Origin of the sequence: Saccharopolyspora pogona (assembly GCF_014697215.1) — a bacterium.
Lineage (GTDB): Bacteria > Actinomycetota > Actinomycetes > Mycobacteriales > Pseudonocardiaceae > Saccharopolyspora > Saccharopolyspora hattusasensis.
In genome coordinates, this window is the sequence record NZ_CP031142.1 from 7,025,001 (window position 1) to 7,050,003 (window position 25,003).

Below are 25,003 nucleotides of genomic sequence, written 5' to 3' on the forward strand. Positions count from 1 at the left end.
AGCGCCAGTAAACGGCGGTGGTAACTATAACCATCCTAAGGTAGCGAAATTCCTTGTCGGGTAAGTTCCGACCTGCACGAATGGCGTAACGACTTCTCCGCTGTCTCGACCACAGGCCCGGTGAAATTGCAGTACGAGTAAAGATGCTCGTTTCGCGCGGCAGGACGGAAAGACCCCGGGACCTTTACTATAGCTTGGTATTGGTGTTTGGTTCGGCTTGTGTAGGATAGGTGGGAGACTGTGAAGCATTCACGCTAGTGGGTGTGGAGTCGTTGGTGAAATACCACTCTGGTCGTTCCGGGCATCTAACTCGGGTCCGTGATCCGGATCGGGGACAGTGCCTGGTGGGTAGTTTAACTGGGGCGGTTGCCTCCCAAAGAGTAACGGAGGCGCCCAAAGGTTCCCTCAGCCTGGTTGGCAATCAGGTGTTGAGTGTAAGTGTATAAGGGAGCTTGACTGTGAGACTGACGGGTCGAGCAGGTGCGAAAGCAGGGACTAGTGATCCGGCACTGGCTGGTGGAAGCGGTGTCGCTCAACGGATAAAAGGTACCCCGGGGATAACAGGCTGATCTTGCCCAAGAGTCCATATCGACGGCATGGTTTGGCACCTCGATGTCGGCTCGTCGCATCCTGGGGCTGGAGTTGGTCCCAAGGGTTGGGCTGTTCGCCCATTAAAGCGGCACGCGAGCTGGGTTTAGAACGTCGTGAGACAGTTCGGTCCCTATCCGCCGCGCGCGCAGGAGACTTGCGGAAGGCTGTCCCTAGTACGAGAGGACCGGGACGGACGAACCTCTGGTGTGCCAGTCGTTCTGCCAAGAGCGTGGCTGGTTGGCTATGTTCGGGAGGGATAACCGCTGAAAGCATCTAAGCGGGAAGCCTGTTCCTAGATGAGGTCTCCCACCCTTTGTGGGTTAAGGCCCCCAAGAGATGATTGGGTTGACAGGCCAGATATGGAAGCACGGTAACGTGTGGAGTTGACTGGTGCTGATAGGCCGAGGACTTGCTCACAAAGATTGCTACGCACCCACTATACGGTTCTGGGACAACAACCAGAACCTATTTGATAATAGAACATGTGTCATTCGTGTTCTGACGCCTGGTTTCCTGTCGTTTTCGGCGGGTTGAGGGTTGTCGGTGGCGATGGCGGGGAGGGTCCGCCCGGTCCCATTCCGAACCCGGTAGCTAAGCTCCCCAGCGCTGATGGTACTGCACTCGACAGGGTGTGGGAGAGTAAGACACCGCCGACACACTATTTGAGGGAGAGCCCCTCTTTCCTTCCGGAATCGGAAGGAAAGAGGGGCTCTCTCCATTTCTGCATCCCCGAAATCCCGCGTGGCGGCCGACGAGAAGTAACCGGGCCGCGAGGCGGGCATCGTCGGCTCCTTCGGCCACCTGGGGGACGGGACTCCTCCGAGCGGCGCAGCCGGGGGCTGCCACCTGCGGTGGTGGTCACTCGGGTGGCGTAGTTCGAGGGCTCGATCGCGAGGTTCGTCCGGCTTAGACTCGGGAGTTAGTGAACTCGTTCACAAGCGGGTTCCCGGGGCGGTCCACCGGGACGAGCGGACCGCGCCGCGCATTGCACCGGACCAAGGAGTGTCATGACCAGCGCCACCAGCCGCCGCCGACCGGACGAAGACGCCGAGGTGATCGTCGTCGGAGCCGGACCGGCCGGATCGACGGCTGCGACGTACCTGGCCCGCGCCGGCCTGGACGTCCTGCTTCTCGAGAAGAGCGTCTTCCCGCGGGAGAAGGTCTGCGGCGACGGCATCACCCCGAGGGGTGTCAAGCAGCTCATCGACCTGGGCATCGACACCCGCGAGGAAGCGGGATGGTTGCACAACCGGGGTCTGCGCGTCGTCGGCGGCGGCGTGCGGATGGAACTGGACTGGCCGAGCCTGGCAGACTTCCCGCCCTACGGCGTGGTTCGCCCCCGCAACGACTTCGACGACCTGCTCGCCCGCAACGCCCAGCGCGCCGGGGCTCGCCTGCTGCAGCAGACCACGGTTACCGGCGCGGTCACCGACGAGCGAACCGGCCGGATAACCGGGGTCGAGGCCAAGACCGGGCCGGAGCGCACGCCGGTCACGTACCGTGCGCCGTTGGTGCTGGCCTGCGACGGGGTTTCGGCCCGGTTGGCGCTGTCGGTGGGCATCGAGAAGCGCGACGACCGGCCGATGGGCATCGCGGTGCGCCGGTACTACACCAGCCCGCGCACCAAGGACGACTTCCTGGAGTCGCACCTGGAGCTGTGGGACCGCTCGAACCCCGACGAACCGAAATTGCTGCCGGGCTACGGCTGGATCTTCGGGATGGGCGACGGCACCGTCAACGTCGGGCTCGGCATCCTGTCCACCTCCAAGGCCTACGGCAAGACGGACTACCGCCAGCTGATGCGTTCCTGGTTGGACGGAACCCCGGAGGAGTGGGGGTTCCGGGAGGAGAACGCCACCGGCCGGATCGGCGGCGCGGCGCTGCCGATGGGCTTCAACCGGATGCCGCACTACCGCAACGGCCTGCTCTTGGTCGGCGACGCCGGCGGGATGGTCAACCCGTTCAATGGCGAAGGCATCGCCTACGCGATGGAATCCGCCGCGCTGGCAGCGGAATGCGTGGTGCACGCGCTCGCCCGACCGGCGGGATTCTCGCGGGAGCAGGCGCTGCGCCGGTACCCGACCGCGGTGCAGCAGGCGCTCGGCGGCTACTTCCGGATGGGCAACATCTTCAGCAAGTTGATTGGCAATCCCACCGTCATGCGGATGGCCACCAAGCATGGTCTACCGAGGGCCACGCTGATGCGTTTCGTGTTGAAACTGTTGGCAAATCTCTACGACGAGAAGGGCGGCGACGCGATGGACCGTGTGATCAGCACCACTACTCGGCTGACCCCTAGCGCTTGATGGCACGAGTCTGGTCAGATGTCCCGAGCAGTGTGCCGGACCTCTCAAAGTTAGGTTCGCCTCACTACGGAGTCGATACGGTCGACCGCATAGAGTGCGCACCGAAGCCGTAGATGTGTTCTGCGTCTCGGCGGGGGCCGCCGAAGGAGGGCAGCGGAGTGCTTGATGCCTACGTCCCGCTGGTGTTGTTGTTCGCGCTGGCGCTCGCGTTCGCGGTGTTCTCAGTCGCGATCGCGCCACTGGTCGGTCCCCGCCGGTACAACAAGGCGAAGCTCGACGCCTACGAGTGCGGCATCGAGCCGTCGCCGCAGCCGGTGATCGGCGGCGGCCGGATGCCGGTCGCCTACTACCTGACCGCGATGTTGTTCATCCTGTTCGACATCGAGATGGTCTTCCTTTACCCATTCGCGGTGTCTGCGGACGCCCTCGGCCTGTTCGGCGTGGTCGAGATCGTGCTCTTCATCGCAACCGTCGGTTTCGCCTACGTCTACGTCTGGCGAAGAGGCGGCCTGGACTGGAACTAGGGAACGCCCGAGCGGGCCGGCCCACGACTTTCGGAAGAACTAGCCGCAGCGGAGCGGGAAGGAGTGCCGGAGATGGGGCTCGAAGAGCAGCTGCCCAACGGCATCCTGTTGGCAAACGTTGAAAAGCTCGTCAACTGGACCCGGAAGACCTCGATGTGGCCGGCGACGTTCGGGTTGGCCTGCTGCGCGATCGAGATGATGACCGTCGGCGGTTCCCGCTACGACATCGCGCGCTTCGGCATGGAGCGGTTCTCCGCCACACCCCGCCAGGCCGACCTGATGATCGTCGCGGGCCGGGTCTCCAACAAGATGGCGCCGGTGCTGCGGCAGATCTACGACCAGATGCCGGAACCGCGCTGGGTGCTGGCGATGGGTGTGTGCGCCTCCACCGGCGGCATGTTCAACAACTACGCGGTCGTGCAGGGCGTGGACCACGTGGTGCCGGTGGACATGTACCTGCCGGGCTGCCCGCCGCGGCCGGAGATGCTGCTGGACGCGATCCTCAAGCTGCACGCCAAGATCATGGACGAGCCGATCAACGCGAAGCGCGCGCAGCTGAAGCTGGAGAGCGGCGAGCGCACCCCGATGATCCCGTCCTCCGAGCGGTACGCGCCGAAGAACTGGGCGCAGCGGCGCCGGGCCGAGCGGCAGCAGGCCGCGCAGCGCCGCGAATTGGGTTCCGATCCGTCGTTGGGGGCGCTGGACCCAGCGCCTAAGCGCCCCCGCGAGCTCAAAGCGGGCAGGTGAGTTCGGTTGGCAGACAATGAATCCCAGTCCCGGGCAGTGGAGCCCGTCCGGCAGGAGTCCGCGCCGGTCTCCGGTCACGCCCGCCGGGGCATGTTCGGGGTTCGCGGCACCGGCGACACCTCCGGCTACGGCGGCCTGCGGCTGCCGGCCTATGTGCCGCCCGCCGCGGAGCGCCCGTACGGAGGTTGGTTCGACGAGGTCGCCGACAACCTCTTCGCCGCGCTGCACGAGCAGGGCCTGCCCGCGGACACCGTGCAGCAGGTGACCGTCGATCGCGGGGAGATCACCTTCTACGTGCACCGCGACCACCTGCTTGAGATCTGCCGGACGCTGCGGGACGACCCGGCGCTGCGCTTCGAGCTGTGCAGCTCGGTGTCCGGTGTGGACTACGGCCCGGAGGTGCCGCAGCGGCTGCGCTCGGTCTACCACCTGACCTCGATGACCTACCGGCGCCGGATCCGGCTGGAGGTCGTGCTGGAGGTCGACGATCCGCACCTGCCGTCGGTGGTGCCGGTGTATCCGACCGCCGACTTCCAGGAACGCGAGACCTGGGACATGTTCGGCATCGTCTACGACGGGCACCCGGCGCTGACCCGGATCCTGATGCCGGACGACTGGGACGGCCACCCGCAGCGCAAGGACTACCCGCTGGGCGGGATCCCGGTGGAGTACAAGGGCGCCGAGATCCCGCCGCCGGACCAGCGCAGGGCGTACTCGTGATAGCCGCGCGGCGAGGGTTTTCCGCAATTTCAATGGAAATCAGAGGTCTGATTTCCATTGAAATTGCGGTCCGAGGACCGCAGCACACTGCGGAGAGGTGCTGGAGATGACTACCGAACCACTGGCCGACACCGGCTTCGGCGACCCGCACGGCCACCCGGGCGAGGCGCAGTCGCGGGAGACCACCGAGGGCCGGGTCTACACCGTCACCGGCGGCGACTGGGACGAGTTCATCGACGAGACGTCCGGCGAGGAGCGGGTCGTCATCAACCTCGGCCCGCAACACCCGTCGACCCACGGCGTGCTGCGGCTGGTGCTGGAGCTCGAAGGCGAGACTGTCACCAAGGCCCGCTCGGTGATCGGCTACCTGCATACCGGCATCGAGAAGAACACCGAGTACCGCACCTGGACGCAGGGCGTCACCTTCGTGACGCGGATGGACTACCTGGCGCCGTTGCACAACGAGGCCGCTTACTGCATGGCGGTGGAGAAGCTGCTGGGCATCGAAGCGCCGCGGCGGGCGCAGGTGTTCCGGGTGCTGCTGATGGAGCTCAACCGGATCTCCTCGCACCTGGTGTTCCTGGCGACCGGCGCGATGGAGCTCGGCGCCACCACCGGCATGACCTTCGGCTTCCGCGAGCGCGAAGAGGTCCTGCACCTGCTGGAGTACCTGACGGGCCTGCGGATGAACCACGCGTTCATCCGCCCCGGCGGCGTCGCCCAGGACCTCCCGGTGGACTACCGGGAGAAGATCCTGAACTTCGTCAAGGTCATGGACTCGCGGCTGCCGGACTACGACAAGCTGTTCACCGGCCAGCCGATCTGGAAGCAGCGGTTGAAGGACGTCGGCTACCTGCCGCTGGACGGCTGCATGCAGCTCGGCGTCACCGGCCCGCTGCTGCGCGCGGCCGGGCTTGCCTGGGACCTGCGGAAGATCCAGCCGTACTGCGGCTACGAGGAGTACGAGTTCGAGGTGCCCACCAGTACCGACGCCGACTGCTACGCCCGGTACCTGCTGCGGCTGGAGGAGATCCACCAGTCCCTGGAGATCATCCGGCAGTGCTTGGACAAGTTCGAGCCCGGCCCGCACATGGTGGAGGACAAGAAGATCGCCTGGCCGGCGAAGCTGAGCATCGGCCCGGACGGCATGGGCAACTCGCTGGAGCACGTACGCAAGATCATGAGCCAGTCGATGGAGTCGCTGATCCACCACTTCAAGCTGGTGACCGAAGGCTTCGACGTGCCGCCCGGCCAGGTGTACGTGCCGATCGAGTCGCCGCGCGGCGAGCTCGGCTACCACGTGGTCTCCGACGGTGGCACCCGGCCGATGCGGGTGCACGTGCGGGAACCCAGTTTTGTGAACCTGCAGGCGATGCCTGCGATGTGCGAAGGCGGACTGGTGGCCGACGTGATCGCGGCGGTCGCCTCCATCGACCCGGTGATGGGCGGGGTGGATCGATGACCGAGCAGTTCGAGTTCACCACGAACAAAGAACAAACTGACCACGAGGCAGTGTCCATTCCTGGCGACACCTCGGTGTTCGGCGAGGACGTGTGGGCCGACGCGAAGCAGATCATCGCGCGGTACCCGGAGTCCCGGTCGGCGCTGCTGCCGATGCTGCACCTGGTGCAGTCAGTGCAGGGTTTCGTCAGCGCCGAGGGCGTCCAGTTCTGCGCCGAGCAGCTGGCACTGTCCACTGCGGAGGTCAGCGCGGTCGCGACGTTCTACACCATGTACAAGCGCAAGCCCTGCGGCCAGCACCTGGTGAGCGTCTGCACCAACACGATGTGCGCGGCCCTCGGCGGCGACAAGATCTACCGGAAGGTCAGCGAGCACCTCGGCGTCGGGCACGACGAGACGGCCGGTACGCCGGGCGAAGAGGGCTCAATCACGCTGGAGCACGCCGAGTGCCTGGCCGCGTGCGACCTCGCCCCGGTGCTGCAGGTCAACTACGAGTACTACGACAACCAGACGCCCGAGCAGGCGCTGGAACTCGTGAAGGCGTTGCAGCGCGGGGAGAAACCGGCCCCGACGCGGGGTCCCGCGCTGTCCGGCTTCCGCGGTGCCGAGCGCCAGCTGGCCGGTTTCTTCGACGACCTGGAGTCCACTGTGGCCGGACCTTCGGCCGCGGTCGAGACGGTGCGCGGCGCGCAGCTGGCCAACGAGCGCGGCTGGACCGCGCCGAGCATGCCCGACGACGTGGAAATGCCGCCGCTGCCGGAGAAGAAGTGAGGGTGGCCATGACCCAATCCACCAACAGCCAGCCCAGCACCAGCCCGGTGACCCCGGTACTGACGAAGCGGTGGCTGTCGCCGACCTCCTGGACGCTGCGCACCTACGAGCAGCTGGAGGGCTACACCGCGCTGCGTAAGGCGCTCAAGGCCCACCCCGACCAGCTCATCGAGCTGGTCAAGGCCGCCGGGCTGCGAGGTCGCGGCGGCGCCGGGTTCCCCGCCGGGGTGAAGTGGAGCTTCATGCCCAAGGACCCGGTCAAGCCGCACTACCTGGTCATCAACGCCGACGAGGGTGAGCCGGGGACCTGCAAGGACATCCCGCTGATGATGGCCGACCCGCACTCGCTGATCGAGGGCTGCATCATCGCCAGCTACGCGATGCGCGCCAACCACTGCATGATCTACGTGCGCGGCGAGGCGCTGCACCCCATCCGGCGGTTGAACAACGCGGTCCGCGAGGCCTACCAGGCCGGCTACCTCGGCAAGAACATCCTCGATTCCGGCTTCGACCTGGACATCGTGGTGCACGCCGGCGCGGGCGCCTACATCTGCGGCGAGGAGACCGCGCTGCTCGACTCGCTGGAGGGCAAGCGCGGGCAGCCGCGGCTGAAGCCGCCGTTCCCGGCCGCCGCCGGGCTCTACGCCTGCCCGACCACGGTCAACAACGTCGAGACGATCGCCTCGGTGCCGTTCATCGTCAACGGCGGCGCCGAGTGGTTCCGCAAGATGGGCACCGAGAAGTCGCCCGGCCCGAAGATCTACTCGATCTCCGGGCACGTCGAGCGGCCCGGCCAGTACGAGGCCCCGCTGGGCACCACGCTGCGCGAGCTGCTGGAGCTGGCGGGCGGCATGAAGGACGGCATCCCGCTGAAGTTCTGGACGCCAGGCGGCTCGTCGACCCCGATGTTCACCGCCGAGCACCTGGACGTGCCGCTGGACTTCGAGGGCGCGGCCGAGGCCGGGTCGATGCTGGGCACGACCGCGGTGATGGTATTCAACGAGACGGTTTCGGTGCCGTGGGCTGTGATGAAGTGGACCCAGTTCTACGAGCACGAGTCATGCGGCAAGTGCACGCCGTGCCGGGAGGGCACCTACTGGCTGGCGCAGGTGCTGGAGCGAATGGTCGACGGGCGCGGCACCGAGGAGGACATCGACACCCTCCTGGACGTTTGCGACAACATCTTCGGCCGGTCGTTCTGCGCCCTCGGTGACGGCGCGGTGAGCCCGATCGTCAGCGGCATCAAGTACTTCCGCGAGGAGTTCCTCGCGTTGTGTGAGAAGAACAAGACCGGCGAGTCCGCACTGGTAGGAGCGGCCCGATGACGGTGGCACCAAGCTCGAACGACACTGCAGAAGCCCGTCCGCTGCCTCCGGGTTACGTCCGCCTGACCATCGACGGCATCGAGGTCGTGGCGCCCAAGGGCGAGCTGCTGATCCGCACCGCGGAGCGGATGGGCATCACCATCCCGCGGTTCTGCGACCATCCGCTGCTGGACCCGGCCGGGGCCTGCCGGCAGTGCCTGGTCGAGGTCGAGATGGGTGGGCGGCCGATGCCCAAGCCGCAGGCGTCCTGCACCATGACCGTCGCCGACGGCATGGTGGTCAAGACGCAGCGGACCTCGCCGGTGGCGGACAAGGCGCAGCAGGGCGTGATGGAGCTGCTGCTGATCAACCACCCGCTGGACTGCCCGGTCTGCGACAAGGGCGGCGAGTGCCCGCTGCAGAACCAGGCGTTGAAGCACGGCCGCGCGGAGTCCCGCTTCCACGACGCGAAGCGGACCTTCGCCAAGCCGGTGCCGATCTCCTCGCAGGTGCTGCTGGACCGGGAGCGCTGCGTGCTCTGCCAGCGCTGCACCCGGTTCTCCAAGCAGGTGGCCGGGGATCCGTTCATCGAGCTGCTGGAGCGCGGGGCGCTGCAGCAGATCGGCATCGGTGAGCAGCAGCCGTTCCAGTCGTACTTCTCCGGCAACACCATCCAGATCTGCCCGGTCGGGGCGCTGACCAGCGCGGCCTACCGGTTCCGGTCCCGGCCGTTCGACCTGGTGTCGACGCCCGGCCAGTGTGAGCACTGCGCGTCCGGCTGCGAGATCCGCAACGACTGGCGGCGCGGCAAGGTGATGCGGCGGCTGGCCGGGGACGACCCGGAGGTCAACGAGGAGTGGATCTGCGACAAGGGCCGGTTCGCGTTCCGCTACGCCACCGCGGGCGACCGGATCACCCGGCCGCTGATCCGCGAGAACGGCGAGCTGCGGCCCGCGTCCTGGACCGAGGCGTTGCAGGCCGCCGCGAAGGGGCTGGCCGCCGCCCGGGACGCGAACGGCGTCGGGGTGCTGCCCGGCGGCCGGTTGACCGTCGAGGACGCCTACGCGTACTCGAAGTTCGCCCGGATCGCCTTGCGCACCAACGACATCGACTACCGGTCGCGTCCGCACTCGGAGGAGGAGCTGCGGTTCCTGGAGTCCACCGTGGTGGGAGTGACGCCGGGGACCGGGGTCACCTACCAGGAGCTGGAGTCCGCGCCCGCGGTGCTGTGCGTGGCCTTCGAGCCGGAGGAGGAATCGCCGATCGTCTTCCTGCGGCTGCGGAAAGCGGCCCGCAAGGGAAAGACCAAGGTGTTCCACGTGGGGCCGTGGGCCTCGCCGGGCGTGGAGAAGACGACGGTCATCGTGCACGACGGCGGCCCGGTCCGGACCGGCTCGCTGATCCCGTGCATGCCGGGCGATGAGCCCCTGCTCCTGCGCGAACTCCCGGCCGATGCGGAGAACGCGCTGCAGCAGCCGGGCGCGGTACTGATCGTCGGTGAGCGCGCGGCGGAGATTCCGGGGCTGTACTCCGAGGTCCTGCGCACCGCGCAGCGGACCGGAGCCCGGGTCGCCTGGATCCCGCGGCGGGCCGGGGAGCGCGGGGCGATCGAGGTCGGCGCGCTGCCGACGCTGCTGCCCGGCGGCCGACCGGTCGCCGATGCGGCCGCCCGCGCCGAGATCGAGCAGTCCTGGGGGCTGGCCTCCGGCGCGCTGCCCACGACGGCCGGTCGCGACCTCACCGCGATCCTCACCGCCGCCGCGGCCGGGGAGCTGTCCGGCCTGGTCGTCGGCGGCGTCGACCCGAACGACCTGCCCGACCCGGCGCTGGCCGACAAGGCCCTGCACCGCGCGGACTTCGTGGTCAGCCTTGAGCTGCGGCCCAGCGCCGTCACCGAGCACGCCGACGTGGTGCTGCCCATCGCGCCGAGTGTCGAGAAGGCCGGTAGCTACCTGAACTGGGAAGGCCGCCGCCGCGAATTCCGCACCACCATCGAGGGCACCGGGGCCCTGCCGGACTGCCGGGTGCTCGACACGCTCGCGGTGGAGATGGACGCGGACCTGTTCACCCAGACCCCGGCCGCCGCGGGCGCCGAACTGGACCGAATCGGACCGCACACCGGCGCTCGATTGCCTGCGCCGGACGAACCGGGCGGGCAGGCGCCGGCTTTCGGTGCGAACCAAGCGGTGCTGGCGACCTGGCGGCAGCTGCTCGACAACGGGTCGATGCAGGCCGAGGAGCCGAACCTGGCGGGCACCGCGCGGCGGACCGTCGCAGTGCTCTCGCCGCGCACCGCGCAGCGGATCGGCCTCGGCCACGGCCAGCGCATCGAGGTCCGCACCGCCAAGGGCGCGGTCGTGCTGCCGGTCGAGTTCGCCGAGATGCCCGACGGTGCGCTGTGGCTGCCCGCCGACTCGGGCACGTCGGAGGTGCACCGCGTCCTCGGCGTCGGGCACGGCGCGCTCGTCGACATCGCCGCCACCACGCCGATGTCCGCCGCGGCCGGCAACGGCCACGGCACCACCCACCTCGACGGGGGGAGAGCATGACCAGAACCGCGGAACTGCTCGCCGACGATCCGCTCTGGCTGATCCTGCTGAAGGTCCTGGTGATCTTCGTCTTCCTGGTCGTCATGACGCTGTTGACGATCTGGGCGGAGCGCCGGGTCATCGGCCGGATGCAGCACCGGCCCGGCCCCAACCGGGCGGGCCCGTTCGGGTTGCTGCAGTCGTTGGCGGACGGCCTGAAGCTGGCGTTCAAGGAGGACATCCGGCCCGTCCTGGCCGACAAGTGGGTGTACTTCCTGGCCCCGGTGATCTCGGCGACGCCCGCGCTGGTGTCGTTCTCGGTGATCCCGATAGGCCCCGAGGTCACCATCTTCGGCGAGCGGACCGCGCTGCAACTGGTGGACCTGCCGGTCGGCCTGCTGGTCGTGCTGGCCTGCGCCTCCATCGGCGTCTACGGCATCGTGCTGGCGGGCTGGGCCTCCGGCTCGCCGTACCCGCTGCTCGGCTCGCTACGCTCGGCGGCGCAGGTGATCTCCTACGAGATCGCGATGGGCCTGTCGTTCGTCGCGGTGATCATGTACTCGGGCACGTTGTCCACCTCGGGCATCGTCGAAGCGCAGACGGGCGGCTGGTTCTTCCTGCTGCTGCCGTTCAGCTTCGCCGTCTACGTGGTGTCCATGGTCGGTGAGACCAACCGCGCGCCGTTCGACCTGCCGGAGGCGGAGTCGGAGCTGGTCGGCGGGTTCCACACCGAGTACTCGTCGCTGAAGTTCGCGCTTTTCTTCCTCGCCGAGTACATCAACATGGTCACCGTCTCGGCGCTGGCGACGACGCTGTTCCTCGGCGGCTGGCACGCGCCGTGGCCGCTGTCGCTGATCGGCGACGGGGTGCTCAACACCGGTTGGTGGCCGGTGCTGTGGTTCCTCGGCAAGACGGTGGCGTTCCTGTTCTTCTTCATCTGGCTGCGCGGCACGCTGCCCCGGCTGCGCTACGACCAGTTCATGAACCTGGGCTGGAAGTTCCTGGTCCCGCTGAGCCTGGTGTGGATCATCGTGGTGACCGTGATCCGCGCGCTGCGCAACGAGGAAGCGGTCACCTCGCAGCAGTTCCTCATCGGCGGCGGCGTCGTGATCGCGATCCTGCTGGCGGCGACGTTCCTGATCCCGGACCGCAAACCGGCCAAGGACGCCGACGAGATCCCGCTGGCCGGCAGCGGTTACCCGGTTCCGCCGCTGGACCTGCAAGTCCCCGAGACCCCACCGCGCCGCACCCCGGTGCGCAGCGGTGCCGGCGAGGTCGCGGGTCCGGAAGGCGAGGAGGCGCCTCATGGGAATGTTTGATCCGATCAAGGGCTTCGGCGTCACCTTCTCGACCATGTTCAAGAAGGTCGTCACCGAGGAGTACCCCGAGGTCAAGAAGATCCCGGCGCCCCGGTTCCACGGCCGCCACCAGCTCAACCGGCATCCGGACGGGCTGGAGAAGTGCGTCGGCTGTGAGCTGTGCGCCTGGGCGTGCCCGGCCGACGCGATCTTCGTGGAGGGCGGGAACAACACCGACGAGGCCCGGTTCTCGCCCGGTGAGCGCTACGGCAAGGACTACCAGATCAACTACCTGCGCTGCATCGGCTGCGGGTTGTGCATCGAGGCCTGCCCGACGCGCGCGCTGACGATGACCAACGAGTACGAAACCGCCGACGACAACCGCCAGGACCTGATCTACACCAAGGAGGACCTGCTGGCGCCGCTGCTGCCCGGCATGGAGCAGCCGCCGCACCCGATGCGGCTGGGCAACGACGAGCAGGACTACTACGTGCGTGGTCCCGAGTTGGCCCGGCAGCGGGGGATTCCGGCGGAGGAGACGGTCGAGTCCGGGCATGAGGAGGCCGGGAGATGACCCTCGAAGCGGCGCAGTTCCTCGCGCAGGCGCCGAGCGGCGTGGTGGGCACCGGCGAGACGGTGGTCTTCTGGGTGCTCGGCCCGCTGGCGCTCGTCGGTGGGCTGGGCATGGTGTTCGCCCGCAACGCGGTCCACTCCGCGCTGTGGCTGGCGCTGACGATGCTGAGCCTCGGCGTGCTCTACATGGTGCAGAGCGCCCCGTTCCTGGGCTTCACCCAGATCATCGTCTACACCGGCGCGATCATGATGCTGTTCCTGTTCGTGCTGATGATGGTCGGCCGCGACTCTTCGGACTCGGTGGTCGAGGTGCTGCGCGGGCAGCGGCTGTGGGCCGGCCTCGGCGGCATCGGCCTGGCCGTGCTGCTGGTCTCCGGGCTGGCGCGGGCGCTGACCGCGGTGCAGCCCGCCGCGCCGCTGGACCCGTGGACCCCGGCCGGTGGCGGCGCGGGCGGCCTCGGGCGGCTGATCTTCACCGACTACCTGTTCCCGTTCGAGCTGACCTCGGCGCTGCTGATCACCGCCGCGGTGGGCGCGATGGTGCTGGCCTACGGCGGCAAGGGCCGCGGCCCGCGGTTGAGCCAGAAGGAGCGGGCCAACGCCCGGTTCCGCGGTGACCGCCCGTCGCCGCTGCCTGGCCCCGGCGTGTACGCGACGGCGAACTCCGTCGCCGTCCCGGCGCTGCTGCCGGACGGCTCGGTGGCGCCGGAATCGCTGTCGGAGCTGCTGGAGAACCTGTCCACGGATCGGCTCGGCGAGGAGCGGCGCGCGGTCGCCGGAAAGGAGCCGGAGCCCGATCCGCACGCGTTGACCGGCGGGCACCACGAGGAGACTTCCTCGATGCCCGAGCAGAACAACTCGGACCTCCCGCACGCCAACGGCAACGGGGCGGGCCGCACCAACGGCCACGAGTCCGAGCACGTCTCCTCCGAGGAGGTCCGGCAGTGACCCCCACCTACTACCTGCTGCTGTCGGCGTTGCTGTTCACCATCGGTGCCGTCGGGGTCCTGGTGCGGCGCAACGCGATCGTGGTGTTCATGTGCATCGAGCTGATGCTCAACGCGGTCAACCTGACGCTGGTGACCTTCGCCCGCATCGAGGGGACGGTGCACGGGCAGGTCATGGCCTTCTTCGTGATGGTGGTCGCCGCGGCCGAGGTGGTGGTCGGCCTGGCCATCATCATGTCGATCTTCCGGACGCGTCGCTCGGCCTCGGTCGATGACGCCAACCTGCTGAAGTACTGAGAGGGCGCGTGGTGACGGCAATGATGACTCCCGGGGCCTTCCTGGCCGGGACCAACCCGGACGTGGTCAGCGCGGCCGGCGGGATCCAGCAGAACGCCTGGCTGCTGGTCGTATTCCCCGCGCTGGGCGCGCTGATCCTGCTCGTCGCCGGACGCCGGGCCAACGGCTGGGGCCACATCCTCGGTTGCGCCACCGTGATCGCATCCTTCGTGTACGGGGTGCTGCTGTTCAGCTCCATCGCCGGGATGCCCCAGGGTGGCCAGGTGCGGGAACTGCACATGTTCTCGTGGATCCCGGTCAACGCCCTGCAGGTCGACTTCGGGCTCCGGCTCGATCCGCTGGCGATGGTGTTCGTGCTGCTGATCACCGGTGTGGGCTCGCTGATCCACATCTACTCGATCGGCTACATGGCGCACGACCAGGAAGGCCGCACCGGGCGGGACAACACCGAGCGCCGCCGGTTCTTCGCCTACCTCAACCTATTCGTCGCCGCGATGCTGGTCCTGGTGCTGGGCAACAGCTTCGTGACCCTGTACCTGGGTTGGGAAGGCGTCGGCCTCGCGTCGTACCTGCTGATCGGCTTCTGGCAGGGCCGCCCGTCGGCGGCCGCGGCGGCGACGAAGGCGTTCGTGATGAACCGGGTCGGCGACGTCGGCCTGGCGCTGGCGATCTTCCTGCTGTTCGCGAACCTCGGCACCACCCAGTACACCGAGGTCTTCGCCCGCGCCGGCGAGCTCACGCCGGGCGTGCTGCTGGCGATCACGCTGCTGCTGTTGCTGGGTGCCTGCGGCAAGTCCGGCCAGGTGCCGCTGCAGGCGTGGTTGCCGGACGCCATGGAAGGCCCGACCCCGGTGTCCGCGCTCATCCACGCCGCGACCATGGTCACCGCGGGCGTGTACCTGATCGCGCGGTCCAACCCGCTGTTCACGCTCTCGCCCGGGGGGCAGCTGGCGGTCACCATCGTCGGCGCCGTGACGCTGCTGGTCGGCTGCATCATCGGTTGCGCCTACGACGACATCAAGAAGGTCCTGGCGTACTCCACGGTCAGCCAGATCGGCTACATGATGCTGGCCGTCGGGCTCGGCCCGGCCGGGTACGCGCTGGGCATCATGCACCTGCTCACCCACGGCTTCTTCAAGGCCGGGCTGTTCCTCGGCGCCGGTTCGGTGATGCACGGCATGAACGACGAGGTCGACATGCGCAAGTTCGGCGGCCTCTACCGGTTCATGCCGATCACCTTCGCCACCTTCGGGCTCGGCTACCTGGCGCTGATCGGTTTCCCGTTCCTGTCCGGGTACTACTCGAAGGACGCGATCATCGAGGCGGCGTTCGGCCAGGAGGGCTGGCGCGGCTGGGTTTTCGGCGGCGCGGCGATGCTGGGCGCGGCGATCACCGCGTTCTACATGACCCGCCTGGTGCTGATGACGTTCTTCGGCGAGAAGCGCTGGGAGAAGCTGAATGCCGAGAACGCGCCCGGGGGCGCGAACAGAGCCTTCCACCCGCACGAGTCGCCCGCGGTGATGACCGCGCCGATGATCGTGCTGGCCGTCGGCTCGGTCGCGGCGGGCATGTTCTTCGCCGGCGGCGACCGGCTGGTCGGATTCCTCGCGCCGTCGCTCGGCGAACTGCACGAGGCCGAGCACACCGCGATCCCGCACGCGATGATCCCGGTGCTGACCGTCGCGCTCTCCGCGCTGGGCGTGCTGATCGCCTGGCTGGTGGTCGGGCGCAAGCCGGTTCCGGTGGAGCGCCCGGAGCGGGTGTCGCCGATCGTGCGCGCGGCCCGCGCGGACCTGGGCGGCAACGCGCTGAACAACTTCCTGGCGGTGCGGCCGACGTTCGGCCTGGCGCGGGGACTGGTCACTGTGGACCAGAAGGGCGTCGACGGCACTGTCAACGGCATCGCCGGGTTCCTCGGCTTCAGCTCCGGCCGCCTGCGCCGGCTGCAGACCGGCTTCGTCCGGTCCTACGCCCTGTCCATGCTCTTCGGCGGAATCCTGGTGATCGCCGCCCTGATGGCAGTGGGGATCCCGACATGACGACGTGGCTGGTGTCAATTTCGCGAGAAATTGACCGTCACCCGGGTGAACGTCAATTTCTCGCGAAATTGGCAAACCCCCGCACTTCGGTGACGGCGCGTGACCACTGTGGACTCCGTTGGCCGAGCGAGCTCCGGGAGGAGATCCGATGACCCTGCTCCTCGCACTGATCCTGCTGCCGATCGTCGGGTCGGTGGTGGTGGTGCTGCTGCGCGGGAACGCGGTGGTGGCCAAGTGGACCGCGCTCGGGTTCTCCTTGACGGAGCTGCTGATCGCGGGCGCCGCGTGGTTCGCCTACGACCCGGCGGGACCGCGGCTGCAGCTCACCAGCTCGGTGGAGTGGATCCCGGCGTTCGACATCCGGCTCTCGCTCGGCGTGGACGGCATCGCGCTGGTGATGATCGCGGTGATCGCGCTGCTCACTCCGCTGGTGCTCGGCTACAGCTGGGGCGAGCGCCTGCCTGCCGGGCGCACCCACGGCGGCTTCTTCTCGCTGCTGCTGCTGGAGCAGGCCCTGACGGTTGCGGTGTTCGCCGCGACCGACGTGTTCCTGTTCTACGTGCTCTTCGAGATCATGCTGATCCCGATGTACTTCCTCATCGGCGGCTACGGCGGCGAGAACCGCACCTACGCCGCGGTGAAGTTCTTCCTGTACTCGTTCCTCGGCGGCCTGATCATGCTCGCCTCGGCGATCGGCGCGTACGTCTACAGCGCGCAGGTCACCGGGCGCGGCACCTTCGACTGGGCGTCGCTGGTGCCGGTGCTCTCCGACGCGCCGACCAGCGTGCAAGTGTGGCTGTTCCTCGGGTTCTTCACCGCGTTCGCCATCAAGGCCCCGCTGATCCCGTTCCACACCTGGCTGCCGGACGCGGCGCAGCAGGCACCGATCGGCGTCGCGGTGATCGTCGTCGGCGTGCTCGACAAGGTCGGCACCTTCGGCTTCCTGCGCTACAGCCTGCCGCTGACGCCGGAGGCGTCGAAGCTGCTCGCCCCGATGGTGCTGGTGCTCGCGGTGATCGGCGTGCTCTACGGCTCGCTGCAGGCTTTCGGCCAGACCGATCTCAAGCGCTTCATCGCCTACGTGTCGATCGCGCACTTCGGCTTCATCGCGCTGGGCATCTTCGCGTTCACCTCGCAGGCGCAGGTGGGCGCGGTGTCGTACATGATCAACCACAGCATTGCGACGGGCATGCTGATCCTGGTGATCGGCATGGTGATCGTGCGCGGCGGCTCCACCCGGATCGCCGACTACGGCGGCATGGCGAAGGTCGCGCCGCTGCTGGCCGGCACGCTGCTGATCGCCGGGCTGAGCACCCTGTCGCTGCCCGGCACGAACTCGTTCATCAGCGAGTTCCTGGTGCTGGTCGGTGCTTTCCAGACCCAGCCGGTGTACACGGTGTTCGCCACCATCGGCATGGTGCTGGCCGCCGTCTACGTGCTCTGGCTGTACCAGCGGACGATGCAGGGACCGGTGCGCGGTGACGCGCTGCTGGGCACCGCGGGCGGGCCGGGCGCGGTGACCGACCCGAACAAGCCGGGCGCGCACCGGCTGCGGGTTGGCGACCTCGGCGCCCGCGAGATCGCGGTGCTGACCCCGCTGATCGTGTTGGTGCTCGCGTTGGGCTTCTACCCGAAGCCGGTGTTGGACGTGATCAACCCGTCGGTCGCGGCAACCATGAGCGAGGTCGGCGTCACCGACCCCGTGACCTCGCAGGGAGGTAACTGACAGTGGGCGTCTTGACGAATGGGGCCGGCGCGATGACGCAGCTCCCGGGCGTGCAGATCCCGCCGATCGACTACGCGGCCATCACCCCGGTCCTGGTGATCCTCGGCGCGGCCTGCCTGGCGATCCTCGTCGAGGCGTTCCTGCCGCGGCATCAGCGCTGGTCGGTGCAGGTGGGCTTGAGTCTCGCGGCGATCGTGATCGCCGGGGTGGCGTTGGCGGGGTACGCCCGCGGCGGCGGTACGGGCGTGACCACGCTGTCCGACAGCCTCGCGATCGACCCGCCCACGCTGTTCCTGTGGGGCACCCTGCTCGCGCTCGGCCTGGCGGCGATCCTGATGATCGCGGACCGCTCGGTGGAGCCGGGCGGCGCCTTCGTCGCTGAGTCGCGGGCCACCGACGGGCCGGGCGCGATGACCCGCGCGGCCGCCGGGGTCGCGGGGATGCGCACCGAGGTCTTCCCGCTCGCGCTGTTCTCGCTCGGCGGGATGATGGTGTTCTGCGCGGCGAACGATCTGCTGACCATGTTCATCGCGCTCGAGGTGCTAAGCCTGCCGCTGTACCTGATGTGCGGGCTGGCCAAGCGGCGTCGCCTGCTGTCGCAGGAGGCGGCGGTCAAGTACTTCCTCCTCGGCGCGTTCGCCTCGGCGTTCTTCCTTTACGGCCTGGCCCTGCTCTACGGCTACGCAGGTTCGGTGAAGCTGCAGGCCATCGCGGACGCCACCGCCGGAACGGAGCGCTCGGACACGCTGCTGTTCGCCGGGCTCGGGCTGCTGCTGGTGGGCCTGCTGTTCAAGGCCTCGGTCGGCCCGTTCCACACCTGGACCCCGGACGTCTACCAGGGCGCCCCGACCGCGGTCACCGGCTTCATGGCGGCCTGCACCAAGGTCGCCGCGTTCGGCGGGATCCTGCGGGTGCTGCAGGTCGCGTTCCACGCGTCCAGCTGGGAGTGGCGCGGCGTGTTGTGGGCCGTGGCGATCGCGTCGATGGTCATTGGCGTGGTGCTCGGCCTGACGCAGCGCGACATCAAGCGGATGATCGCCTACTCGTCCGTCGCGCACGCCGGGTTCATGTTGATCGGATCGATCGCGATGACCGAGCGTGGGCTGGCCGGCACGCTGTTCTACCTGCTGACCTACGGGTTCACCACGATCGCCGTGTTCGGCGTGATCAGCCTCGTGCGCAGGGCCGACGGTGAGGCAACTCACCTTTCGGACTGGGCCGGATTGGCGAAGCGTTCACCGCTGGTCGCCGGGGTCTTCACCTTCCTGCTGTTCGCCCTCGCCGGCATCCCGCTGACGAGCGGTTTCGTCGGGAAGTTCGTGGTCTTCGAGGCGGCGCTGGCGGATGGCATGGCCCCGCTGGTGGTGGTGGCCCTGGTGGCCAGTGCGGTTGCCGCCTTCTTCTACCTTCGTGTCATCGTGCTGATGTACTTCAGCGAACCGGCCGCGGACGGCCCCACCGTCAGCGTGCCGGGTGCGTTCACGACAGCGGCGATCACGCTCGGTGTGGTCGTGACGCTGTTGCTGGGCGTGCTGCCGACTTTGGCGCTGGACTGGGCGAACGTCGGTGGCTTCGTGTCGTAGAGTGCTCGCCCGTAGGGCGATCCGGGGGAGCGAAAGCGACGGTGACGTGAGCAGGCCAGCGGGTGACCCGATCAGTGAGCTGACCATGGGCGGATCGGGCGGGTTCGACATCGCCGATGAGGTGTTGGCCGACTCGGTGCGGCAAGGCTTGGCCCGGGTGGAGCGGCTGCTGCGCGAATCGGTGCGCAGCGACCTCGAGTTCGCCACTCGCACCTCACTGCACCTGGTGGATGCGGGAGGCAAGCGGTTCCGGCCGCTGTTCACGCTGCTCGCCGCGCAGTTCGGCGACCCCGATGCGGAAGGGGTGATCAAGTCCGCGGCGGTGGTCGAGATGATCCACCTCGCCACGCTCTACCACGACGACGTGATGGACGAAGCGACCATCCGGCGCGGCGCGACCAGCGCCAACGCCCGCTGGGACAACTCGGTCGCGATCCTGACCGGCGACTTCCTGTTCGCCCGCGCGTCCCGGCTGATCGCCGACCTCGGCAGCGAAGCGGTCCGGCAGATGGCGGGCACCTTCGAGGCGCTGGTCACCGGCCAGATGCGGGAGACGGTCGGGGTCGGTCCGGACGAGGACGCCGTCGAGTACTACCTCACGGTGATCTACGAGAAGACCGGTTCGCTGATCGCCACCGCCGGGCGGTTCGGCGCCTGGTTCTCCGGTGTGGACGAGGCGACGATCGACTCGCTGGAGCGGGTCGGCCGGATCCTGGGCACTGGTTTCCAGATCTCCGACGACATCATCGACATCGCCTCGCCGGCCAACGAGTCCGGCAAGACGCCGGGTACCGACCTCCGCGAGGGGGTACGGACGCTGCCGATGCTGTACGCGCTGGCCGACGAGGACACCTCCCCGAGACTGCGCGAACTGCTCGCCGGGCCGCTGACCGTGGACGCCGAGGTCGACGAGGCACTGGAGCTGCTGCGCGCGTCCAACGGGCTCGCGCGGACCCGCGCCACCCTGGACGAATTCGCCGACGACGCCCGCAAGGAGCTCGCCTCGCTGCCGGACGTCCCGGCCCGCGAAGCGTTGTGGATGCTGGTCGATTACGTGGTGGCGCGAACTCGCTGAGGCGGACCCGCGGCGATCACGGGTTTCCGCCGGTACCACTGGCCGTCAGTCCTTTGGGCAGCTATCTATAGCAACCCAAAGATTCATAGTCGGCAGGAAAACCGATAGAGCCACAGCGTTCGCGTGCCCGGAAAGTTGTGCGGGGGCAACCCGAGCGTGTCACGAGCCGGTCAAGCTGGCCCTCGGCAGGGGTGTCCCGTGGTAGGTATCCCTCGGAGAACTGGCGACGCTGCTGGAGCCCTGAGGAGGGACATCGCTCGTGATCACCTGGCTGTTCACCCAGGTGTGGTTGTGGAGCCTCGCCGCGTTCGCGTTGGGGGCGCTGAGCACCTGGCTGCTCTTCGTCCGCCCGCTGCGACGCCGCCTGGCGGAATTCACCGCGCCCTACCCGGAGGACGAGTACGCGTACGACCAGGCGGGCGGCTATGAGGGCTACGAGGCGGACGAGCAGACCGCCGGTGACGCCCCGTTCGACCTGCTGCGCTCGACGCCACAACGCCGGGAACAGCCGGACGAGCCGGAGGTCGGCGACTGGAGGCGAGCCCCGCGGGCCTGGGTGACCCCGGAGCAGGCGAAGCCCGCACGCAACGACAGCGACAGCGAGTGGTTCCGCGAGTGGGACAAGCGTGTGAACGCAGTCGGAGCGAACCGCGACGCCGCCGCGGTGCAGCCGCGCGTCCCGTCGGCTGCGGAGGAGTCCGCGGGTAATGCGCAGCCGCCGGGAAAGCCCGCGGAATGGGTGACGCCTGGCGGGGCGGCGACGCCGCCCACGGCCGGGAAGCGCGCCGGGGCGAAGCCGCGGGGAGCCAGGGAGCCCGCCGGGACGGCGAAGCCTGAGTCGGCCGGTGGCGCGGCTACGCCGCAGGCTTCGGCGGAATCGGTTGGGACGGCACGGAAGCCTGCCAAGACCCCGCTATCGGCGGAGTCCGCTGCGGCCACCCGGAAACCCGCCTCGCCGCAGGCGTCGGCCGAGCCCGACACGGTTGTCGAACCGGTGGTGGAACCGCAGGTCGTCGGGGAGTCGGCCGAGACCGTGCGGACGCCCGCCGTGACGCCCGCCAAGGAGCAGCCTGCAGAACCCGCGACGGTGTGGCCGGACGCGGAACCCGAGACGACGGAGTCGTCGGCGAGGTCTCCAGCGGAAGTGGTCGCGGCGATCGCCGCGGAGGCCGCCGCCGGGACGCCTGCGAAGCAGGCGGAGTCTTCGGAGCCCGGGAACGCGGAGCGCGGAGCGGACGACGCGACGGAGTCGCGGTTGTCCGGGCAGCTGCGGTCGCTGTTCGAGCCGGTGGAGCCGCGAAGCGGCGGGGCGTCGGAGACGCCGTACGTGCCGCCGGTCGGAGCGGATGCGACGCAGGTGATCCCGAAGGTCGGGGGTGGTGGCGCGGCGGAGCCGCCGCCGCTGCCGCGGCGCACGCCCGGTGCCGGGCCGAGGCCCGGTCGGGCGGGCGGGTCGGGGCCGATGATCAAGGGGCACTCCGCTTCCAGGCAGTACCACAGCCCCGATTCGCCGGCTTACGGCAAGATCGTCGCCGACGTGTGGTTCCGCACTCCGGCCGACGCCGAGATCGCCGGCTTCGAACCCTGGAACGGCCACCGCGCCACCTGAGGCCCGCTAACCGAAACGAGGTCGGGTACGGGTTCGGGGGCTTCACTCCGGCTGGGGTTGGCGCTCCATGAGTCGGGAGAGGACCACTGTGGACACCGTCCGGCTCACGAACTCCACCGAGCGCAGGCGCTCCATCGCTTCTTCGAGGTGATGGATGTTCGCCGCCCGCAAGTGCACGATCGCGTCGGCCTGCCCGGACACCGTGTAGGCCGCGACCACCTCCGGCAGCGGTTCGAGCCCGACGCGGATCCGGTGCGCCGGGACGTTGCCATCGCAGTGCACCTCCACGAATGCCTCCGTTCCCCAGCCCAGCGCCTCCGGGTCGACGACCGCGGTGAACCCCTGCAGCACGCCCAGGTCCAGCAGCTTGTCCACCCGCCGCTTCACCGCGGGCGCGGACAGGCCCACCTTCGCGCCGATCTCCGCGTAGCTCGCCCGGGCATCGGCGACCAGTTGCGAAATGATTCGTTGGTCCAAGGCATCCATACGCAACATTCTGCCGCAAAAAACGAACGGAGCGTTGTTGATAGCTCGTCAGACCAACACTTAGATTTCGATTCATGACGGTCACTGTCACTCAGGCTGTAGAAATGCTCGCGCCGCTGCAGGCCACCACGCGGCACTACGTGATGTGCGCGCCCAAGTACTTCACCGTCGAGTATTCGATCAACCCGTGGATGGATCCCGGTACGCCGGTGGACGCCGACCTGGCGATGGCCCAGTGGGAGGAGCTGAAGCGCACGTACGAGCGGCTCGGGCACGTCGTCGAGGTGGTCGAACCGCAGCCCGGCCTGCCCGACATGGTGTTCGCCGCCAACTCGGCGATCGTGATCGACGACCGGGTGCTGGGCGCCCGGTTCCGGGCTCCGCAGCGGGCCGCCGAGGCCGAGCACTTCCGGCGCTGGTTCGTCACCCGCGGCTACCGGAATCTGGTGATGCCGTCCCGGATCAACGAGGCCGAGGGCGACTTCGCCTGGACCGGCCGGGTGCTGCTGGCCGGCAGCGGGTTCCGCACCGACCCCGAGGCGCACGCCGAGGCCCAGGAGGTGCTCGGGGTGCCCGTGGTGTCGCTGCGGCTGGTCGACCCACGCTACTACCACCTGGACACCGCGCTGTTCGTGCTGGAACGCGGCGAGCGGGCGCAGGTCGCATACCTCCCGGAGGCGTTCTCGGCCGGGTCGCGCCGCGTGCTGGAGCGGATGTTCCCGGACGCCGTGATCGCCGACGCGGCCGACGCCGCCTGCCTCGGCCTGAACGGGGTCTCCGACGGTCGCCACGTGGTGCTGCCGCTGGAGGCGACCGGGCTCGCCGCGCAGCTGGCCGGCCGCGGCTACGAGCCGATCCTGCTGGACGTCTCCGAGCTCCGGAAGTCCGGTGGCGGGCCGAAGTGCTGCACGATGGAACTGCACGCCTGAGGGGGCGCGAAGGGCGTCATCGACCTGCGGCGACGCCCTTCGGCCTGCCTGGGCTACTGCTCCAGGACCGCCAGCACCCCGAGCTCGATACTGATGGTGGGGCCGACCACGGCGATGCCCTTGGCCAGGGTGGCCTGCCAGTTGACCGAGTAGTCCTCGCGGCACAGCGTCGCGGTGGCGTGGCAGGCGACCCGCAGGTCGCCGTCGAATCCCGGCCCTTGCCACTTCCGCAGCCCGCTGTCGAGCGGTGTCGGGGGGAGAAAGGTGTCTGCTTGGTCGTTCCGCGCCGCAGCACCCTCGCCGGCCGAGCGACGTCGACGCAGCTTGGCGAAGATCATCAGATTCCCTTCGGCCGTCCGGCCCCGAGCCGGAGTAGGTTTCGGATTCAACTAACGATCGATTATGTCAAGGCGCGCCTCGAGGGCGACCGTCACGCCGGTCACCTCCTGAGACGTTGGCTTCAGCACATTCGCTCAGCGGAACTACGACCTGCGCCTGCTCGTTTTCTGGGTGACCTTCGGAATAGGTGGAAAGGTCTCACGAGAGGCAATCCGGCGATCCCACCGATGACCGGATGAGCCCTTGGGCGGAGGCAGGCACGGTGCACAGTCACGTCAACGGTTTGAAGACCGCGCTGCTGCTCGGCGGCATGAGCGCGCTGGTGCTGCTGGTCGGGTCGATCTTCGGCCGGACCGGCCTGGTCATCGCGTTCTTCGTGGCGCTGGGCATGAACGGCTACGCGTACTTCAACTCGGCCAACCTGGCCCTGCGCGCGATGCGCGCCCGGCCGGTGTCGGAGGCCGAACAGCCCGCCATGTACCGGATCGTGCGGGAGCTGGCGACCTCGGCGAGGCAGCCGATGCCCGCGCTCTACATCAGTCCGACGCGGGCGCCCAACGCCTTCGCCACCGGCCGGAACCCGCGCAACGCCGCGGTGTGCTGCACGGCCGGGATCCTCGAACTGCTCAACGAGCGCGAGCTGCGCGCCGTCCTCGGTCACGAGCTCTCGCACGTCTACAACCGCGACATCCTGATCTCCAGCGTCGCCGGGGCGCTGGCCAGCGTGGTCACGTTCTTGGCCAACTTCGGGATGTTCTTCGGCATGTTCGGCGGCCAGGACGAGGACCGGCCCAACTTGTTCGCGATGCTGCTGGTGGCGCTGCTGGGCCCGATCGCCGCGGCCGTGGTGCAGATGGCCGTCAGCCAGTCCCGCGAGTACCAGGCCGACGCGTCCGGGGCGCAGCTGACGGGGGATCCGCTCGCGCTGGCGTCCGCGCTGCGCAAGCTGGAGCGCGGAACCCAGCAGACGCCGCTGTCACCGGAGCCGCAGCTGGTGTCGCAGTCGCACCTGATGATCGCCAACCCGTTCCGCCCCGGCGAGCGGCTGGCCCGGCTGTTCTCCACGCACCCGCCGATGGCCGACCGCATTCGCCGCCTGGAGGGCATGGCCGGCCACCAACTCCCCCCGGCCTGGTGACGCCGCCCGGGA

At 68.6% G+C, this 25,003-nt stretch carries 21 protein-coding genes and 2 rRNA genes (1 of these 23 running past the window's edge); 21 read left to right on the forward strand and 2 right to left on the reverse strand.

Translation table 11 applies throughout. The features are described from left to right. The 19 genes from DL519_RS32950 to DL519_RS33040 form a co-directional block, all read left to right on the forward strand. Positions 1-1,008 (forward strand): 23S ribosomal RNA (locus tag DL519_RS32950) (it extends 2,064 nt beyond the left edge of the window). Positions 1,009-1,130: 122 nt separating this feature from the next. Next, positions 1,131-1,247: ribosomal RNA gene (rrf, locus tag DL519_RS32955) — 5S ribosomal RNA — on the forward strand. A gap of 351 nt (positions 1,248-1,598) precedes the next feature. After that, complete coding sequence (locus tag DL519_RS32960; protein WP_190820627.1) at positions 1,599-2,897, forward strand: geranylgeranyl reductase family protein; 1,299 nt, start codon at positions 1,599-1,601, stop codon at positions 2,895-2,897. Between the two features lie 113 nt (positions 2,898-3,010). Continuing rightward, a complete protein-coding gene (locus DL519_RS32965; protein ID WP_190820628.1) occupies positions 3,011-3,421 on the forward strand; it encodes an NADH-quinone oxidoreductase subunit A in 411 nt (136 codons plus the stop codon). A gap of 72 nt (positions 3,422-3,493) precedes the next feature. Continuing rightward, positions 3,494-4,168 (forward strand): NuoB/complex I 20 kDa subunit family protein, encoded by a 675-nt coding sequence (locus tag DL519_RS32970; RefSeq protein ID WP_190820630.1) that lies wholly within the window; start codon positions 3,494-3,496, stop codon positions 4,166-4,168. A gap of 6 nt (positions 4,169-4,174) precedes the next feature. Continuing rightward, positions 4,175-4,888 carry an NADH-quinone oxidoreductase subunit C gene (locus tag DL519_RS32975; protein ID WP_223839865.1) on the forward strand — a complete coding sequence of 238 codons (714 nt, stop codon included), beginning with the start codon at positions 4,175-4,177 and terminating at the stop codon, positions 4,886-4,888. Between the two features lie 106 nt (positions 4,889-4,994). Continuing rightward, the gene (locus tag DL519_RS32980; RefSeq protein ID WP_190820632.1) at positions 4,995-6,350 is read left to right on the forward strand and encodes an NADH-quinone oxidoreductase subunit D; all 1,356 of its coding nucleotides are present in this window, start codon (positions 4,995-4,997) and stop codon (positions 6,348-6,350) included. Next, positions 6,347-7,120: an NADH-quinone oxidoreductase subunit NuoE gene (nuoE, locus tag DL519_RS32985; RefSeq protein ID WP_190820634.1), complete on the forward strand. Its 774-nt coding sequence runs from the start codon at positions 6,347-6,349 to the stop codon at positions 7,118-7,120. The genes DL519_RS32980 and nuoE overlap by 4 nt, the downstream gene beginning before the upstream one ends. Before the next feature lie 8 nt (positions 7,121-7,128). Then, the gene (gene nuoF / locus DL519_RS32990; protein ID WP_010315553.1) at positions 7,129-8,445 is read left to right on the forward strand and encodes an NADH-quinone oxidoreductase subunit NuoF; all 1,317 of its coding nucleotides are present in this window, start codon (positions 7,129-7,131) and stop codon (positions 8,443-8,445) included. After that, a complete protein-coding gene (locus DL519_RS32995) occupies positions 8,442-10,973 on the forward strand; it encodes an NADH-quinone oxidoreductase subunit G (protein WP_190820636.1) in 2,532 nt (843 codons plus the stop codon). The genes nuoF and DL519_RS32995 overlap by 4 nt, the downstream gene beginning before the upstream one ends. Beyond that, on the forward strand, positions 10,970-12,271 hold the full coding sequence (gene nuoH, locus DL519_RS33000) for an NADH-quinone oxidoreductase subunit NuoH (RefSeq protein WP_190820638.1): 1,302 nt from the start codon (positions 10,970-10,972) through the stop codon (positions 12,269-12,271). Before DL519_RS32995 ends, nuoH begins: the two co-directional genes overlap by 4 nt. Continuing rightward, a complete protein-coding gene (gene nuoI / locus DL519_RS33005; RefSeq protein WP_168585552.1) occupies positions 12,258-12,824 on the forward strand; it encodes an NADH-quinone oxidoreductase subunit NuoI in 567 nt (188 codons plus the stop codon). The genes nuoH and nuoI overlap by 14 nt, the downstream gene beginning before the upstream one ends. After that, complete coding sequence (locus tag DL519_RS33010) at positions 12,821-13,771, forward strand: NADH-quinone oxidoreductase subunit J (protein ID WP_190820640.1); 951 nt, start codon at positions 12,821-12,823, stop codon at positions 13,769-13,771. Before nuoI ends, DL519_RS33010 begins: the two co-directional genes overlap by 4 nt. Continuing rightward, positions 13,768-14,067, forward strand: coding sequence for an NADH-quinone oxidoreductase subunit NuoK (gene nuoK / locus DL519_RS33015; protein WP_010315547.1), 300 nt, complete (start codon positions 13,768-13,770; stop codon positions 14,065-14,067). The genes DL519_RS33010 and nuoK overlap by 4 nt, the downstream gene beginning before the upstream one ends. An 83-nt stretch (positions 14,068-14,150) precedes the next feature. Then, on the forward strand, positions 14,151-16,106 hold the full coding sequence (gene nuoL, locus DL519_RS33020; protein ID WP_190824368.1) for an NADH-quinone oxidoreductase subunit L: 1,956 nt from the start codon (positions 14,151-14,153) through the stop codon (positions 16,104-16,106). A 148-nt stretch (positions 16,107-16,254) separates the two neighbouring features. Beyond that, a complete protein-coding gene (locus DL519_RS33025) occupies positions 16,255-17,832 on the forward strand; it encodes an NADH-quinone oxidoreductase subunit M (protein WP_190820642.1) in 1,578 nt (525 codons plus the stop codon). Between the two features lie 32 nt (positions 17,833-17,864). Then, positions 17,865-19,415, forward strand: a complete 1,551-nt coding sequence (gene nuoN, locus DL519_RS33030; protein ID WP_190820644.1) for an NADH-quinone oxidoreductase subunit NuoN — start codon at positions 17,865-17,867, stop codon at positions 19,413-19,415. Positions 19,416-19,461: 46 nt separating this feature from the next. Beyond that, positions 19,462-20,490, forward strand: coding sequence for a polyprenyl synthetase family protein (locus DL519_RS33035; protein ID WP_397544999.1), 1,029 nt, complete (start codon positions 19,462-19,464; stop codon positions 20,488-20,490). Between the two features lie 259 nt (positions 20,491-20,749). Further along, positions 20,750-22,099 carry a sunset domain-containing protein gene (locus DL519_RS33040; protein WP_190820646.1) on the forward strand — a complete coding sequence of 450 codons (1,350 nt, stop codon included), beginning with the start codon at positions 20,750-20,752 and terminating at the stop codon, positions 22,097-22,099. A gap of 42 nt (positions 22,100-22,141) precedes the next feature. Here DL519_RS33040 and DL519_RS33045 read toward each other — a convergent pair whose 3' ends face one another. After that, entirely contained in the window at positions 22,142-22,585 is a 444-nt protein-coding gene (locus tag DL519_RS33045) for an Lrp/AsnC family transcriptional regulator (protein WP_190820648.1), read from the reverse strand. Between the two features lie 104 nt (positions 22,586-22,689). Between DL519_RS33045 and ddaH the strand changes: the two genes are divergently transcribed. Further along, entirely contained in the window at positions 22,690-23,514 is an 825-nt protein-coding gene (gene ddaH, locus DL519_RS33050; RefSeq protein ID WP_190824370.1) for a dimethylargininase, read from the forward strand. 53 nt (positions 23,515-23,567) lie between these two features. Here ddaH and DL519_RS33055 read toward each other — a convergent pair whose 3' ends face one another. Further along, positions 23,568-23,852, reverse strand: coding sequence for a hypothetical protein (locus DL519_RS33055; RefSeq protein WP_190820650.1), 285 nt, complete (start codon positions 23,850-23,852; stop codon positions 23,568-23,570). A 263-nt stretch (positions 23,853-24,115) separates the two neighbouring features. On the opposite strand from DL519_RS33055, the gene htpX reads away from it, so the two are divergent. Then, complete coding sequence (gene htpX / locus DL519_RS33060) at positions 24,116-24,991, forward strand: zinc metalloprotease HtpX (RefSeq protein ID WP_190820652.1); 876 nt, start codon at positions 24,116-24,118, stop codon at positions 24,989-24,991. The last annotated feature ends 12 nt before the right edge of the window (positions 24,992-25,003 follow it).

Excerpts from the sequence above, each read along its gene's own strand:
- DL519_RS33055 (WP_190820650.1), bottom strand. The coding sequence starts at position 23,852 with ATGATCTTCGCCAAGCTGCGTCGACGTCGCTCGGCCGGCGAGGGTGCT.
- nuoH (WP_190820638.1), top strand. The coding sequence starts at position 10,970 with ATGACCAGAACCGCGGAACTGCTCGCCGACGATCCGCTCTGGCTGATC.
- nuoI (WP_168585552.1), top strand. The coding sequence starts at position 12,258 with ATGGGAATGTTTGATCCGATCAAGGGCTTCGGCGTCACCTTCTCGACC.
- DL519_RS32970 (WP_190820630.1), top strand. The coding sequence starts at position 3,494 with ATGGGGCTCGAAGAGCAGCTGCCCAACGGCATCCTGTTGGCAAACGTT.
- nuoN (WP_190820644.1), top strand. The coding sequence starts at position 17,865 with ATGACGCAGCTCCCGGGCGTGCAGATCCCGCCGATCGACTACGCGGCC.
- DL519_RS32995 (WP_190820636.1), top strand. The coding sequence starts at position 8,442 with ATGACGGTGGCACCAAGCTCGAACGACACTGCAGAAGCCCGTCCGCTG.
- ddaH (WP_190824370.1), top strand. The coding sequence starts at position 22,690 with ATGCTCGCGCCGCTGCAGGCCACCACGCGGCACTACGTGATGTGCGCG.
- DL519_RS33025 (WP_190820642.1), top strand. The coding sequence starts at position 16,255 with ATGACCCTGCTCCTCGCACTGATCCTGCTGCCGATCGTCGGGTCGGTG.
- DL519_RS32980 (WP_190820632.1), top strand. The coding sequence starts at position 4,995 with ATGACTACCGAACCACTGGCCGACACCGGCTTCGGCGACCCGCACGGC.
- DL519_RS33010 (WP_190820640.1), top strand. The coding sequence starts at position 12,821 with ATGACCCTCGAAGCGGCGCAGTTCCTCGCGCAGGCGCCGAGCGGCGTG.
- DL519_RS33045 (WP_190820648.1), bottom strand. The coding sequence starts at position 22,585 with ATGGATGCCTTGGACCAACGAATCATTTCGCAACTGGTCGCCGATGCC.
- nuoE (WP_190820634.1), top strand. The coding sequence starts at position 6,347 with ATGACCGAGCAGTTCGAGTTCACCACGAACAAAGAACAAACTGACCAC.
- DL519_RS32960 (WP_190820627.1), top strand. The coding sequence starts at position 1,599 with ATGACCAGCGCCACCAGCCGCCGCCGACCGGACGAAGACGCCGAGGTG.
- nuoF (WP_010315553.1), top strand. The coding sequence starts at position 7,129 with ATGACCCAATCCACCAACAGCCAGCCCAGCACCAGCCCGGTGACCCCG.
- DL519_RS32965 (WP_190820628.1), top strand. The coding sequence starts at position 3,011 with ATGTGTTCTGCGTCTCGGCGGGGGCCGCCGAAGGAGGGCAGCGGAGTG.